General features: G+C 49.8%; 12 protein-coding genes. 2 read left to right on the forward strand and 10 right to left on the reverse strand.

Annotation, left to right across the window (positions count from 1 at the left end; all coding sequences use genetic code 11):
* Window position 1: 1 nt before the first annotated feature.
* The 5 genes from EJP77_RS17065 to cymR form a co-directional block, all read right to left on the reverse strand.
* Complete coding sequence (locus tag EJP77_RS17065) at window positions 2-523, reverse strand: PRC-barrel domain-containing protein (protein ID WP_127200457.1); 522 nt, start codon at window positions 521-523, stop codon at window positions 2-4.
* Between the two features lie 75 nt (window positions 524-598).
* Entirely contained in the window at window positions 599-1,750 is a 1,152-nt protein-coding gene (locus EJP77_RS17070) for a cysteine desulfurase family protein (protein WP_127200458.1), read from the reverse strand.
* 116 nt (window positions 1,751-1,866) lie between these two features.
* Window positions 1,867-2,637, reverse strand: coding sequence for a YheC/YheD family protein (locus tag EJP77_RS17075; RefSeq protein WP_127200459.1), 771 nt, complete (start codon window positions 2,635-2,637; stop codon window positions 1,867-1,869).
* A 134-nt stretch (window positions 2,638-2,771) separates the two neighbouring features.
* A complete protein-coding gene (locus tag EJP77_RS17080) occupies window positions 2,772-3,425 on the reverse strand; it encodes an SGNH/GDSL hydrolase family protein (RefSeq protein WP_127200460.1) in 654 nt (217 codons plus the stop codon).
* A 290-nt stretch (window positions 3,426-3,715) separates the two neighbouring features.
* On the reverse strand, window positions 3,716-4,135 hold the full coding sequence (cymR, locus tag EJP77_RS17085; RefSeq protein ID WP_127200461.1) for a cysteine metabolism transcriptional regulator CymR: 420 nt from the start codon (window positions 4,133-4,135) through the stop codon (window positions 3,716-3,718).
* A 232-nt stretch (window positions 4,136-4,367) separates the two neighbouring features.
* On the opposite strand from cymR, the gene mnmA reads away from it, so the two are divergent.
* A complete protein-coding gene (mnmA, locus tag EJP77_RS17090) occupies window positions 4,368-5,507 on the forward strand; it encodes a tRNA 2-thiouridine(34) synthase MnmA (protein ID WP_127200462.1) in 1,140 nt (379 codons plus the stop codon).
* A 344-nt stretch (window positions 5,508-5,851) separates the two neighbouring features.
* On the opposite strand, the gene EJP77_RS17095 is transcribed toward mnmA, so the two are convergent.
* Window positions 5,852-7,183 (reverse strand): replication-associated recombination protein A, encoded by a 1,332-nt coding sequence (locus EJP77_RS17095; protein WP_127200463.1) that lies wholly within the window; start codon window positions 7,181-7,183, stop codon window positions 5,852-5,854.
* Between the two features lie 618 nt (window positions 7,184-7,801).
* Here EJP77_RS17095 and EJP77_RS17100 point away from each other — a divergent pair.
* Window positions 7,802-8,152, forward strand: a complete 351-nt coding sequence (locus EJP77_RS17100; protein ID WP_127200464.1) for a CD3324 family protein — start codon at window positions 7,802-7,804, stop codon at window positions 8,150-8,152.
* A 76-nt stretch (window positions 8,153-8,228) separates the two neighbouring features.
* Here the strand turns inward: EJP77_RS17100 and EJP77_RS17105 are convergent, their stop codons facing one another.
* The 4 genes from EJP77_RS17105 to EJP77_RS17120 all read right to left on the reverse strand — a co-directional run bounded on the left by EJP77_RS17105 (window position 8,229) and on the right by EJP77_RS17120 (window position 14,486).
* Window positions 8,229-10,376: a HelD family protein gene (locus EJP77_RS17105; RefSeq protein ID WP_127200465.1), complete on the reverse strand. Its 2,148-nt coding sequence runs from the start codon at window positions 10,374-10,376 to the stop codon at window positions 8,229-8,231.
* A gap of 174 nt (window positions 10,377-10,550) precedes the next feature.
* On the reverse strand, window positions 10,551-11,201 hold the full coding sequence (locus EJP77_RS17110) for a YdeI/OmpD-associated family protein (RefSeq protein WP_127200466.1): 651 nt from the start codon (window positions 11,199-11,201) through the stop codon (window positions 10,551-10,553).
* Between the two features lie 3 nt (window positions 11,202-11,204).
* Window positions 11,205-11,954, reverse strand: a complete 750-nt coding sequence (locus EJP77_RS17115; RefSeq protein ID WP_127200467.1) for a tRNA threonylcarbamoyladenosine dehydratase — start codon at window positions 11,952-11,954, stop codon at window positions 11,205-11,207.
* 66 nt (window positions 11,955-12,020) lie between these two features.
* On the reverse strand, window positions 12,021-14,486 hold the full coding sequence (locus tag EJP77_RS17120) for a glycoside hydrolase family 31 protein (protein ID WP_127200468.1): 2,466 nt from the start codon (window positions 14,484-14,486) through the stop codon (window positions 12,021-12,023).
* Window positions 14,487-14,508: the final 22 nt, after the last annotated feature.

Genomic DNA, 14,508 nt, shown 5'->3' on the forward strand with positions numbered 1-14,508 from the left:
CCTATTCGTTAGCAGTATAAATCCCTTTTTCAAGCCTTTCTTCACTTAGCGGAGGCACAATAATTGCGCTCTCACCTTTGGTCATCTCTGAAGTGAAAGGCAGCCATTTACGGCCCTCCATCAGATCGGAAATAAACCCATCACTAATTTCCAATCCTACTATTGTGTTTCCCAGTTCCTGGTCAAAATAAACATCACTTACATGCCCAATCATAACCCCATCGCTAGTAAGAACTGGAAGCTCCCTAAGCTTGCTGTTACCCAGGACAAAAGTTAGCTGTATATTCTCGGCCTCCATCTTACGGACAGCCTGCTGATTACGAATCATTACGGCATCTTCGCCATAAGCGACGATATCTTCCCATAGTACTGCCTTGATACTGGACGAGAAGAGGCCTTTGCTCTCCAGTTCAATCCCTTCGATCTTCCAGTCACTACTTAGAAGGACATCCAGAACCTTCCCGATTTGCTTGCCTTCCTCAACGTCAAATACGGATAAACCAATTAATTCTTGAAGTCTCATGGCCCTAGATCCCTCCTTAACCTTTGAAAACGAAGACACGCTCCCTGCCGGTTAGTAGTAAAAAGAACGAAGACCTTATTTCCCACTACGTATACGGTCCAGAATGGTTCCAACTTTTTTGGCCGCGTATTCCATTTCTTCATTAGTATTACCCAAACCAAAGCTGAAACGAATCGCAGAACGTAAAACATTTTCTGGAACTTTCATAGCCTCAAGTACATGAGACGGTTCAAGCGAGCCTGAGGTGCAGGCAGAGCCGCTCGCGACCGCAATCCCCTCCATATCAAGGTTCATCAGCATGGTCTCCGTTCCCACTTCAGGGAAGCTGACATTCACGATATGAGCTAGTCTCGATGTGGGATGCCCATTAAGTACAAAATGCTCCTTCCCTACATAACGCTCAAGAGCAGCCAAGAAATGGTGCCGTATCTGTTCATCCTCCGCCTGCTTGTCCCGAAGACGAGATACCGTGAGCTCAGCCGCCTTGGCAAAGCCAGTTATTCCAGCCAGATTCTCTGTTCCTGCACGCCGCTTTCTCTCTTGAAGCCCGCCATAAAGAAGCGGCTCCAGTGCAATGTTCCGATGAACATAGAGTGCGCCAATGCCTTGGGGGCCGTTGACTTTGTGAGCGGAGAAGCTCATGAGATCCACGGGCAGGTCTACACAGGAAATCTCCAGAGAACCGAACGCCTGTACAGCATCAACATGAAAAACAATCCCATGCTCACGGGCGATTTCCCCGATCTCCACAATCGGCTCTACGGTTCCTACTTCATTATTCGCATACATTACGCTGATCAGTATCGTCTCATCTGTAATTGCTTCCTTAACCTGATTAGGATCCACCCATCCATGGGTATCTACGGGCAGATATGTGACCTTGTATCCATTCTCCTCCAGACGGTGACAAGCATGAAGCACAGCGTGATGCTCTACTGCAGTGGTGATAATATGTCTACCCTTCTTCTTGCTGGCGGCCGCCACTCCAAAGAGGGCCAAATTATCACTTTCCGTCCCGCCGGCGGTGAACACCAGTTCATCAGGACGGCAGTGCAAAGAGGCAGCGAGAATATCCCGTGCCCCATTGACTGTACGTTTGGCTGCCCGGCCGAATGCATGGATGCTGGATGCATTTCCATACTGTCCCTGCATGACCCGCAGCATTTCCTCCGCCACCTCCGGATGAATCGGAGTGGAGGCTGCATGATCTAGATATATATTTCTCAACGTAGAATTCACCCTTATTTAATATAGACTCTCATGCTTACAGGCCAAACCTTTCGCAACTTCGCGAGACCTTATTCTATAGATGTTATCATAAATAATCAAGGAGTTAATAAAATCTATTTCCTTCTCCGGCCTTTATACTGGCGATCTATGAGCTCACGTCTTGTGACAATGGCATGATACATCGACTGATCTCCCAAATTCTTAAAAAGTTGGGTCCCGGGTCTAGTATTCGCCTCTATAATCCAAATCCGGCCTGAACGGTCAAGTCCAATATCAATTCCAAGAACACGAATTCCAGGGAATCTGCGATTCAAAGCAGCTGCCGCATGGTATGCGATCTGGTCGATCTTTTGGATGGTTCTATGAACCTTCTGCGGATTATGGTGATAGATGGAATTCAGAACTTTAGGCAGATGAACCGGCCTTCCCCCTTGGCTGTAATTGGTCACAAACCTCCCGGCAGCTCCAACCCGAACTACTTTACCCGAGATCAGCCATTTGGTTCCGGGCTTCTGAAGAAAGACACGAATATCAACCAGCCGATGATGATACTTGGTGAGGTGAAGACCCTGCTGTACTAAATAAGAATGATAAGGACTAAGCCGTTGATGAAGTTCGCGAATGACGAATTTCCGGCTTACTTTCCTATTATTTAGTCCCCATGAAATATGAACACCTTTATTCTTTATCCGCTTTAATCTTACTATCCCCCTGCCCTGACTGCCCGTATCAGGCTTAACAAATACGGTAGAGTGTTGATTCAGCATTCTCTTAAGGACATAAGGATGATAAGGACGGGTTTCGGGAAGATGACGGCGAAGCAAAGGGGATCTCCGCATCGTCCTATCCTTGAGCAATTTGCTTTGAATTCTTCGGAATGGCACTTCTTATCCATCTCCTCATATATGACTTATACAGCAATATATGCCCGAATGAGGGATGCCCGTAAGATACACCCGCCTCTTACCGATATTTAAATTACCTGTGTCGTAAAGGTGGAAAACTAAGACTTGCGAAGCTAGTTCTTCAACAGCTCGTGCTGCCGAACTATGTTTAGCCATTGCTCCGCAATCAAAGCGTGTCCCGCTGCCGTTGGATGAACGCCATCCCAAATCCAGTAGTCTGCATCCGCTCTCTGGCATGCCTCGTTGAAAATCTTCTGCAAAGGTACATGGACGGCTCCGAACCGGTCAGCGAGCTGGCAGACGATCTGTTGATACTGAGTGATCCGCTGCTCCCAAGCATCCCATTTCTCAAGTGTTGCACCCGTTCTAAGAATAAAAGGCTCACAGAGTACCAGCTTCGCCTCGGGCAGCACCTCGGCTGTCTCCTCAAGCAGATGCTGGTAGGCCCGTTCAAACCGGTCTGTAACCCCACTTGCTTCGCCGCTGATCCATCTCCATAGATCATTCACCCCAATCAGCAAGTTCAGAATATCCGGCTTTATGCTGATTGCGTCCTCGTTCCAGCGTGCATACAGATCGGAAATACGGTCTCCGCTAACGCCTCGGTTGACGAAGTAAGGCTCCTGCTCGGCCATCTCCAACCCCAGCTTGGCTGCGATAAGATAGGCATAACCATGTCCCAGGATATGATTAGGATCGTCATTACGGCCGCGGCCGCCATCCGTGATGGAATCTCCCTGAAACAAAATAACCTTGCGTTTGTTCACGACTATCGCATCCTTCTACTTAAAAGTGGATTGGTCCTAAATTAATGCTAACAATAATTCCAGCATACTTCTAACAAGCCTGCTCTTCGAGCGTCGGCATACCTATTTGTTGCCTAAATGAGCACTGCTTAAGTAGGTAAATTTTGTTCACTTGCAGCCATAGACAGAATGCAGCCGAAATGGATAGGAGTAATCCTCCTGTTCAAGAAAAGCAGCCCGTCCTCATAGAGAACGGGCTGCTGATGATGATCTGTATGGTCAGCTTCCGTTAGAGGAAGCTGGTTAACAAATCAGATGTAGAACATGTAATTCTCTTTGGCACCCTGCTCTTCAAAGTTAATCAGATTGTCCAGGGTTGTGGAATCTAGTACTTCAGCGATGCTGTCACGGATGCGAAGCCATAAATCCCGCTTAGCAGGATCATCCTCTTCGGTAAAATCAACCGGAGAAATCGGGCCTTCGAGCACCCGGATAATATCTCCTGCTGTAATGTCAGCTGCTTCACGGGAAAGAATATACCCGCCGTAAGCTCCGCGGATACTCTTTACCAGCCCCGCGTTACGCAGTGGAGCTATCAATTGCTCCAGATAATGTTCGGAAAGTTGATTTTTCTCAGCAATGCTCTTTAACGAGGTCGGTCCTTCGCCAAATTTAGCCGCGAGTTCCATCATAATTGTTAATCCATAGCGTCCTTTAGTGGATATTTTCAAAGAAGCCACCTCTTTCAATTTTCGCATAATCTTTATATAATAGATCTTTGAACCTATAAAAGTTAGAAACGGGGCAAAACTAATTTCAACTGGAGTATACTTGTTATATCGCCCTATTCCGATCTTTGATCTCAGCTTATCGTAACATATCTCCAGCGATTTTGGAAAAGAAATCGCGATGTTCATTTAGATTTTTTTACATTTTATAACAATTGTTAAAGGAGTGGAAATCATGTCTAAAACCAACAGTGAAACCCGGGTAGTTGTCGGGATGTCTGGAGGCGTTGACTCCTCCGTTACCGCGCTGCTTCTTAAACAACAGGGTTACGATGTGGTAGGCATATTTATGAAGAACTGGGATGATACCGATGAATTCGGCCATTGTACAGCTGAAGCGGATTCCGAAGATGTCCGCCGGGTGTGCGAGCAAATCGACATCCCTTATTATTCAGTTAATTTCGAGAAAGAATACTTTGATAAAGTGTTCACCTACTTCCTGGAAGAGTACAAACGCGGACGCACACCCAACCCTGATGTGATGTGCAATCGCGAGATTAAATTCGGCGAGTTCCTGAACAAAGCCCTGGATTTGGGTGCAGATTACGTGGCAACCGGACACTACGCACGCGTGGTGGAACAAGATGGCCGCTTCGAGCTTCTACGCGGGGTCGATTCGAATAAAGACCAGACCTATTTCCTCAACGCCCTGAATCAGAACCAGCTGTCCAAAGCAATGTTCCCGATCGGGCATCTCCCTAAGCCGGAGGTAAGACGAATTGCTGAGGAAGCGGGTCTCTACACGGCCAAGAAGAAGGATAGTACAGGGGTATGCTTCATCGGGGAACGGAACTTCCGTGAATTCCTGAGCGGGTACCTTCCGGCTAAATCCGGTGATATGGTAGACATCGCCACAGGCGAGGTTAAGGGCCGTCATGATGGGCTTATGTATTACACGTTGGGTCAGCGTCAGGGGCTCGGTATTGGCGGAACAGGGTCAGGTAATGGTGAACCTTGGTTCGTCGCTGATAAAGATCTTGAGCAAAATATTCTTTATGTCGTTCAGGGAGACAAGCATCCCAGCCTGTATTCGACCGGGCTCATTGCTTCAGGTATAAACTGGATTGCCGGCAACGAAAATATGCCGAAGGATTCATTCCACTGCACAGCCAAATTCCGCTACCGTCAGCCGGACCAAGGCGTAACTCTAACTCTTCGCGAAGACGGCAATGTGTATGTTGCCTTTGATCAGCCTCAGAAAGCGATCACGCCGGGGCAGGCGGTTGTATTCTATGACGGTGATGTATGTCTTGGCGGCGGAACCATTGATGTTGTGGAGAAAGTGGTTCAGCGGGAACTTCACTTGAATAAATAAACTAGAAAGAAGCCATTCCAGCTCAGGTATGAATCTGAGAGAATGGCTTCTTTATTATTGATTTGGGATAGTCAGTTCACCTTCCACCAGGGACAGACCTGCTGGATATTGGGCGGGTCTGGGCGGGTCTGGATCGCCCAGGGTGTCCAGAGGGTCGCGATGATCCCGATGGTTCCGTTGGCCTTTGTTTCGTGGGTCCGATGTTCCTGTGTCACGTGTTTCAGTGTTCAGGTTGTACGATTCGGTCAGATGTTTCGGCGGTCCGGTAGTCCGAGCTACGGTGTTGCGGGTGTTCGGGGGCGTTCAGATGTTTAGGATAGTTCAGTTAGTTCGAAGTCAGCCGTTCAGCTGCTCCGTCCGCCCTCCCGGCCTTGTCCGCGTCTAAGCTCCTGGTTATGCCTGATCTTGCTCTCATTCCCCTGCTCCGTCGCTTCATAGAAGACAGTGCGCGCCAGTTCGGGCGGCAGATAGTCCTGCTTCACGTAATGACCCGGATAATCGTGCGGATACTTATATCCGGTATGCCCCAGCTTCATGGCCCCTGAATAATGGCCGTCCCGCAGATGCAGCGGAACCTCCGCGGACTGCATGCGGTCCATCGCGCCCATGGCTTTGGAGATTGCGGTATATACCGCATTCGACTTCGGGCTCTCCACCGCGAACAGAATCGCCTGCGCAATGTTCAGCTTGGCCTCCGGCCAGCCGTTATTGCGGTAAGCGTCCAGCGCGCTGACCGCCTGCACCATGGCCTGGGGATTGGCCAGGCCAATGTCTTCACTGCTGGCTGCGATCAGCCGCCGCAGGAACACCATGGGGTCCATGCCGAGCTTCTCGACGGCATAGAGGAACCAGAAGAGCGCCGCGTCGCTGGAGCCGCGGATGCTCTTGTGGAAGGCCGACAAGACATCGTACTGTGTCGATTCGTCGGCTTTGACAATCGGACGGCGGATGGATTCCTCCGCCACGTCCAAGGTGATATGCACGCTGCCGTCCGCCTGCGGCGGGGTCGTCAGTGCAGCCAGCTCCAGCGCATTGAGCGCCCTGCGGATGTCGCCGTTAGACACCCAGGCAATGTGCTCCAGCGCTTCCTCATCCACCTGCAGCTTCATATAGCCAAGGCCCTTTTCCGAATCAGACAGCGCTCTCTTCATAGCAATCAGCGAATGTTCCTTGGTCAGCGGCTCAAGCTGGAACAGGGTCGAGCGGCTGAGCAAGGCACCGTTCACATAGTGAAACGGATTCTCCGTCGTAGCTCCAATGAAGATGATTGTGCCCTTCTCGACAGCGGGCAACAGCGCGTCCTGCCTTGAGCTGTTGAAACGGTGTACCTCGTCAAGGAATAGAATCGTCTTCGTACCATACATAGACTTGTCCGTCTGTGCCTTCTCGATAACAGCCCTAACATCCTTGACTGAAGCATCTACCGCATTCAGCCTCACAAATTCTCCCTGGGTCTGGTTCGAGATAATATGGGCTAAGGTAGTCTTCCCGCAGCCTGGAGGACCATACAGCAGAATGGAAGAGACCTGGTCAGCCTCAATAGCTCTTCTGAGCAGCTTGCCCTGGCCTACAATATGTTCTTGACCAATATATTCATCAAGTGTGGTCGGACGCATCCGGTCGGCCAGAAGCCGCGTTCCCGGGTCCGTTTCCCTTCCATATGAGAATAAATCCATAAATGCTCACTTCCTTACGTAACTTGCGTGACTTGCGAGTCCCTATTTTCTCTATAATTTTATCATAATGCAGCCCATTTTCCGAACTGATGTTTGTTCATCAGCAGGGATAGGACACCGTAAAGAACATTTATAACTATTCTTTCACTTTATTCCCAGCTTAGGATATGAGTTAATATAGGTGTCGGGCCGACAAAAACAGCTGGGAAAGGGGGCTGATCGAATTGATCACAGTGAACGAGGTGGCTTCCGCGTAAGCGGGAACCACAAACCGGGGGGCCGTATGGCCTCCCTTTTGATTATTACAGGCTGCAAGGTTATGGATTCCTATTTTGCTCAAACATGAAGTGTTGTTTTTACGATCGACTATAAGTTATTCTTAATATAAATTACATAACTCTGGAAAGAGGTGCTGAAAATGATTCAATTGTTGTGTGCCATCCGAAGTTTCCCGGTTGTTCAGGCATAATTACTGTCTCACTTGGATCTTAGACATACCTCACATATAAGAACCTATAACAATGATGAATTTAAAATACGAAAGGAGGATCACGGCAATGGTGACTTTTATCGCTAAGAATGACGCGGACGGACAACGATTTAAGGAGGAAATTGAACGTGAATTACAGAAACGGGAAGGATGTGCTTCCCCCTAGGCTGCTGAAGGAATTGCAGCATTATATTCAGGGCGAACTCGTATATGTGCCCAAGCTGGAAAGCAAACGGGCCCCATGGGGCGAAGTCAGCGGATCACGCAAGCTGATCGCACGTCGAAATGAAGAAATCTTCAAATCGTACTGCGGTGGGCTCTCAGCAACCGAGCTGGCGTCAGCTTATCATTTATCCATAGACAGTATTCGTAAAATCATTACCAAAATGCGCTCAGCAGCCAGACATTCGGAACAGAAACAGGCTGTGAATGGCGGGTTCAGCAGTGCCGGAACGCTGAATTCCTCTTACCGTTCCTGAGCCATGAAGCAATATAATAAAGGGCCTTCCTTAAGGGATGTTATCCTACATCCTCTGGGGAAGGCCCTTACTTCATCTACTTCTCCGGCCACACAGTAACCGCGATTTCAGGGTCATTTGCTGTAACATAAGCAGGCAGAGTCTCTCCGGCCAGCAGCCATAACTCATGCAGCGCCCGGGTCGAGCCTACATACAGCAGCTTGGCGTCCCGCTCTCCATAATGATCTTCATCGACATCGGTTACGATGACCGCATCGAACTCCAGCCCTTTGGACAGATATACAGGAAGTACAGATATTCCTCCCTCGTACTCACTTTTTCGGCCGTCAATCAAGTTCAGTTCGTACCCTAGCCCACTGAGTTCAGCATGAAGCTGCTGCGCATCGCCTAAATTCCGGGTGAGCAATGCGGCCGTCCTATAAGGTCCGTCTTGGATTCGGTCCAAGGCTTTTCTAATTGTAGAGAGGCGTTCAGCTCCTGCAGCCTGGATAATCCGAACCGGTTCCGCACTCCGGAATACAGGTACAGCCAGAAGATCGGTTCCTACGCCATGTCTCAAGATATCATTTGCAAAAGTGATAATCTCCATCGTGGACCTGTAGCTCCGGGTAAGCGCGAAATAGGCCGTCTCATCCGGCTTGAACAGCACCTGCATCTCGGCCCATTCCCGAATGCCTTTGTAATAGTGGATACCCTGTGATAAATCGCCAAGGATCGTAAAGGAATGACCTTTGCAGAACCGGTCCAGTACCGCGATCTGGAAAGGAGAAAAGTCCTGGGCTTCATCGATCACAACATGGTCGAACCGAAGGTTTCCATCAATCTCATCCACGCGGGTGAACAGATACAGAAGTGCTGGGAGATCCTCTTCCTTGATCACATTCTTCTTGAGATTGGCCTGCGTCATTTTGAGAATGGATTTAGGTATCTCAGCTACGATATCTTCAAACTTAAGACCCTGCATTTTCTTGACTCCCATAAAAGCTTTATACAGGGCCAGCGGAGAGAGATCCGGCCATTTCTTGGCGTAAGCCTTCTCTCTTTGGGAAGCTTTGGACTTACGTTCCTTGAGCGCTGCTGCTGATGGGGACTTCTTCAGCTCCATCTCGACCCAGCGGTGAATACGGGCAAGCACCCGGTCTTTACGCCTTGCTATAGGGTAAGGCTTATATTCTTGTTCGTACCATTCCCTAATCGTTCTTAATGGAAGCTTCGCACCATCCCAAGGCATGAAATCCTCTTCAGGAAGACAAGCTGATTCCAGCTGCTCCACGAACCGGTCAAGTTGATCTCGAAATAAAAGAGAACCTTTAAACCTTCCTGGAAGCTCGCTATCATCCAACCTGCTCTTCACGGTATGATCGAACCACTCCGTCAAAGCTTCAGGCCCGTCACTCGGAGCTTCATCCAGACCCAGTACCTTGGAAGCCCAATCACTGAATGTATTCTGCTGGATGTCTCCCACTCCAAGCTCAGGAAGCACTTCGGAAATGTAATTGATGAACATGCGGTTAGGCGCAAAAATAATCATTTTCTCCGCGGAAATCTGCTCTTTGTATTGGTACAGCAGGTAAGCCAGCCGATGGAGAGCAACAGTCGTCTTCCCGCTCCCTGCCACACCCTGGATGATCAGCGCGCTGTTCCTGCCCGCACGAATAATCTGATCCTGCTCAGCCTGAATTGTGGAGACAATGTCCCTAAGCTTATTGTCCTTGTTCTCTCCCAGCCGATAGAGCAGGAATTCATCCGACACAGCAGGTCCTTCTTCTTCCGAGTTAAACGTATCGACCACCCGTTCAAGGATCTGCTTGCGAATCACGATGTTGCGCTTCAGGTAGACGAGTCCTTCGATCAGCCCTTCCGGCGCCTCATAAGAGGCCGAATCCCCCCCGGTAAAAGAATAGAACAAGCTGGCTACCGGAGCTCGCCAGTCAATGACCATGGGCTGTGCGGTATCTCCGCCTACGCCTACCTTACCTATGTACAGGGGGGTCCTTGTTCCGCCCTGCTCTTCGAAATCAAGCCTTCCGAAATACGGCTCCTGCCCCGACTGGGCCAGCTGTCTTCGCTGAGTATCCCGCCCCGCTTCCAGCACCTGCTCGGTATAGTCATGTCCCGTATACATAGGGATGCCGCGCAATCTATTCAGTTCCTTGTCTATCGTGTCCAAGGTGCGGTCCAGCCGCGCCTTCTCTTCTTGATAGGCACTTTGAAAATCTTCCATTTCAGTTACCTCCTAAGATAAATTTTGTAAAAAAGGAGTTTAAGTATACCACTCAGCCCACGAAAAAGCGATCATGAACAAGCCTTTGGCGAAAAGTGAAATGAAAAACAACCGCCCCCCGGATATGTCCAGGGGAACGGTCGTCCCAATTTCAGCCTGCTAAATTCAACTTATTTAGGGCCTTTTCTGGCCCTGTGTTAATTTCTCAATGGTCTTGCGAACTCTCGCATCACGCGTCTCTGGCCGCTTTGCCTCCTCAATCCACTGAATATAAGCTTTGCGATGTGAAGGAGCAAGGCCAGCAAAAAATGCAGCGGCCTGAGCAGATTGATCCAGCAGCGTTAGTAAATCAGCCGGGATGATCTCAGGTCCCGGTGAAGCTTTGTCCACCTTCTGCACCGGAGTTCCAACATTCCGTTTCTTTCTCGGTGCGGAGCTTCCAGCTCCCACGGGACGATAACGCATGGCTGACCACTTGTCATCAATCGCAATGAGCGAGACGCCCTCGTATCCCAAATCTTGGACCGTGTCCCAGCCCTTGTCCCGGTTCAGGTCTGTTCCCGCTTTAGCTCCGCCTTTCGGGTAACAGAACCAGAGCAGTCCGTCATCTTTGATCGCGCGAATTGCGGTGGGTGCAAGCTCATCCACTTCTTGGACAGAGTGAACAAAGACCTGAACAAAGTCACAGCTTTGTGCCTTTAGTTCTGCATACTCTGTAACTTGATTATTCAGTTCTAAATCCTGCAGGTAGCCATCAGGCGGGTTAAGTATGAGCAGCTCTCCCTGTGCGGGTAACCTCAGCTTGCGCGCAAGTGGTTCATTCATCGCTTATTTCCTGCCTGTCTCCAACATTTCCCGAACCGCTACACTAGTCATAATTAGTCCAACCACTGGCGGAACAAACGAGATGCTGGCAGGCGGCTGCTTGGCTTTGCGGCGATCCGGCGCATTCTCAGGGACTATTCGCTCAATCACATCTCCCCGAGGTTTTACCGGAGGTTCTGTGGAGAACACTACCTTAACGCCTTTCTTGATGCCGATCTCGCGCAGCTTGCCGCGAATAACTCGGGCCATCGGATCCATATGGGTCTTCGAAATATCCGCAACCTGGAACTTCGTCGGGTCCATCCGGTTAGCCGCGCCCATGCTTGAGATGATCGGAATACCGCGCTCGCGGCACTCCTTGATCAAATGGATTTTATAAATAATCGTGTCCGAAGCGTCAAGCACATAATCCAACTTGTATTTGAACAGCTCTTCGTACGTCTCTTCCGTGTAAAACATATTGAGCGCTACCGTCTCACATTCCGGATTAATCAGCTTAACGCGCTCACACATCAAATCCACCTTGCTTTGGCCCACCGTAGTGGTCAGTGCATGAATCTGACGGTTCACGTTCGTGATGTCTACGACATCCTTATCGATTAGAATGATCCGTCCTACCCCCGCCCGAGCCAGCGACTCGACAGCGATCGAACCTACGCCCCCGATACCCAGAACAGCAACTGTACTGTTCTTCAGAATCTCTAAGCCCTCCGGACCGATTGCCAGCTCTGTTCGTGAAAATTGATTAAGCATGTATCTTCAACCCCCCATATACATTGGACCCATTACTCCTTCCGGAAAATGAATCATGGCAGGGTATCATCCTAAGACAGAGACCTTTACTCCGTGCCCGGCCATTAACGGCACTTTAACAAACAGATGATTGCCCTGTCTGTCATAATACCATCCCGCCGTCTGCACCTCAAGATGCGAGAGACTCCGTGCCTCGTTCAATCCTTCGATCTTCTCTGGAATGAAGGATAATTGATGAATGGTGAACAATATCTCCCGTTCATTCCCTGAGCCCGAGATAGCCGCATAATCGTAACCTGCGCTGATCTCCATCACACCGTTACTTTCCAGAAAATCAACCTTCAGGCGGCTGAATTCGCCTGCCTCATATGCGTGTGTGATCCCATCATCTTCGTACAGTGTATATTCCCCCGTAACCGATTGCCCGGGATCAGTCCCAATTCCCTTACCATAGATATGAACATTTAGATTTGTCCAAACCGCCCCTTCGGTATGCTGTAATCCGCTCGTCATCGGAATGACCGCACCGGATTTCACGAAGAGTGGAATTCTGTCTATTGCAGCGTGTGCTAAATGGTGGTAGCCTCCCTCGTGTCTGGACCCAGTCCAGTAATCGTACCAAACCCCTTCCGGCAAATAGACGGACCGGTGTTCTGCCCCTGGTCTGCAGATCGGGGCAACAAGCAATTGACCTCCAAGCAGGAATTGATCTGATAGGTTGAACGTCTGTCTGTCCTGCGGATATTCAAGCACCAGAGGCCGCATGACCGGGAGTCCGGTCTCGGCTGCTTCATGGAACAAGGTGTACATGTAAGGAAGCAAAGAATATCTCAGTTCGATAAATTTCCGGCAAATTTCCTCTACCTGCTCACCGAAAGACCAAGGCTCCTGTTTTCTCGATTCAATAGCGCTATGATTCCGGAAGAAGGGGGTAAATGCCCCCAGCTGTGTCCATCTGACCAGCAGCTCTCCCGAAGCATGATGCATAAATCCTCCGACATCCGCCCCACAAAAGGCGACACCTGATAACCCCAAATTCATTCCCATCGCCATGAACATCTCCATGTGCTGCCAATAGCTGCGATTATCCCCGGTCCACACGGCTGCATATCGCTGAATTCCGGCGTATCCCGCACGTGTCAAGACAAAGGACCTCTCACCCTGCAGCAGTGTATCCAGACCTTCCTTCGTCGCCTTACACATGAGCATTCCGTATAGATTGTGTAATTCTCCGTGAGTTCTCGGCTGGCCGTTGTTCCCGTGAAGAACTTCTTCATCCATGGTCTTCGTCGGAGAATTAAAGACACTTGGCTCATTCATGTCATTCCAGATCCCGCTGATCCCATGATCCACGTAGAACTGGTGCAGAGCCCCCCACCATTCCCGGGTGCGCTCTTCTGTAAAATCTGGGAACATACTTGGACCCGGCCACACATGACCACGATACAATTCTCCGTCCGGAAGCTGGCAGAAGTGCCGCTCCGCTACCCCTTCTTCATATACCTTATAGCCTTCATCTATCTTGACACCGGGATTGACGACCGGAACAACACGCAGCCCCATTTGCGCAAGCTCGTTCATCATCCCTTCTGGATCAGGGAACTGCTCGGGATCAAATGAGAATACTTTGTAATTATCCATATAGTGGATATCCAGATAGATGACATCACACGGAATCTCCTTTGCCCGGAACGTTCTGGCCAGCTCAAGCACTTCGTCCTGATTCATGTAGCTGAATCTGGACTGCTGGTAGCCCAGCGACCACAGTGGAGGTATTTGCATTCGTCCCGTCAAGGCGGTATAAGAACTCACTACCTCGCGGAGACCCTCGCCCGCAATAATATATAAGTCCATCTCGCCATCTATCGTCTCTACGTCGTAGTTATCGCCGGACTCCCGCATATCGACCGTCATTCTTCCGGGATGATCGATGAACAGACCCAGCGAGCTCTGCCCGGTATGATGGATCAGCAGCGGAATCGACTGATAAAGTGATTCCATGTCCGGCACATGCGGATCAAGGATATCCGAGTTCCACATCGTATAGCGGTCACCACGCTTGTTCAAATACCCCGTCGTTTCTCCCAGCCCGAAGATGGCAGCTTCCTCCTTCATACCTCCCCGGCAGCGCAGACGTGATTCAGTATAACTGAATGAATAGTTTCCGCAGTCCAGATCTGATCCGTGCCTAATCTGAATAGATAACGTCTCTTTATCCAGGACCACATGAAATTCCCCTGTACGAATAATCAATTCCCGCTGATGATCCTTAATATCAAAGCCTTCCAGTGAACGCTGCGGAAGCAGCGCCTGAGACGGGACCATTTGAGCCGAATCTCCATGCAGCGAACAGGCCACTCTCAGTACTTGAGGCGAGACTCTCCAGAAGCTGAGATTCCCTCCTTTTCCACAGACCGTAAAACTCGCACCCGATTCATGAGAACTGCTGCCGGTCATGGGACCCAGACTCCGGTATGCCTGTGTATCCTCTATTCCGATTTGATCCGGATGAATTTCCTCACTGGTGTGCATGCGCCTCTCCACTCTCCTTATT

Source organism: Paenibacillus zeisoli (assembly GCF_003994465.1).
Taxonomy (GTDB): domain Bacteria; phylum Bacillota; class Bacilli; order Paenibacillales; family Paenibacillaceae; genus Fontibacillus; species Fontibacillus zeisoli.